The sequence below is a fragment of the Vibrio sp. YT-17 genome (assembly GCF_033337375.1).
Classification (GTDB): domain Bacteria; phylum Pseudomonadota; class Gammaproteobacteria; order Enterobacterales; family Vibrionaceae; genus Vibrio; species Vibrio alginolyticus.
In genome coordinates, this window is the sequence record NZ_JAWOQP010000210.1 from 1 (window position 1) to 1,026 (window position 1,026).

A 1,026-nucleotide genomic window follows, 5' to 3' on the forward strand; every position below is an offset into this window, starting at 1 on the left:
TGCTGTAGTGGTTGGTGGCTTTGTTGGCTACGACTTGATTCTTCACGGTATCAGTATTTTTGATGAGAAATACGTCACCATCACTTGTGTGCTTTGGTTTGTTCTTGAAATCGCACTCTTTGTTATCTACAAGCTGATTGAAGAAGATTAGAACATCAAGCCGCTAGTTAGAATATATAAGCCTCTGAAGTGATTCAGAGGCTTTTCCGTTTATAGGCAGCAATATTTTACACTTATCGAGTTCAGCACTAGATTGCAGATTTTGTTCATCTTTGATTAAGGTTGGTAAACTTAGACTCGTGATACTCAAGTTACTTCTATTGAAGCGTTGGGTATAAAAACTGGTGAGATAAATAAAAACTATGAAAAGAATAAAGCAAGAAGTGAACGACTTTATCAGCCGTGGTATGGATTCTAATGTAAGAATTGCGGTAACTGGGTTATCCCGAGCGGGTAAAACGGCCTTTATCACGTCTTTGGTTAATCAGCTACTTCACACCGCCACTCACGACAATCTACCTTTATTGACCGCCGCGAGAGACAAACGCCTTATTGGTGCAAAGCGTGAACCTCAAACCAATATGATGGTGCCTCGCTTTGCTTACGACGAGGCGATGAGCCAGATTCATGCGAACCCACCACAATGGCCAGTGCCAACGCGTGATGTGAGCGAAATTCGCCTAGCTTTAAAATACAAACCAAAGAAAACGACCAAGAAGCTGCTCAGTAAAACGGCGGTTCTCAATGTTGACATCATCGACTATCCGGGGGAATGGCTATTGGACTTGCCTTTGCTCGATATGAATTTTTCGAGGTGGTCTCAAACGCAGTTTGACGCGCTGAAAGGCAAACGCAAAGAGTTAGCTCTAGCATGGCTAGCTGAGCTCGAACAGATCGAGCTCAATGCGGATGCCGATGAAAAACAGCTAGAGAGAGTGGCTCACGCCTACACGGATTATCTCCATGCTTGTAAAGATGCTGGGCTGCACTGGGTTCAGCCAGGGCGATTTGTGTTACCAGGAGAGC

General features: G+C 44.3%; 1 protein-coding gene. It reads left to right on the forward strand.

Annotated features, from left to right (window positions below):
* Positions 1 to 362 precede the first annotated feature (362 nt).
* The coding region (locus R7F67_RS25000) for a YcjX family protein (RefSeq protein WP_318057554.1) at positions 363 to 1,026 on the forward strand (664 nt) is incomplete at its 3' end.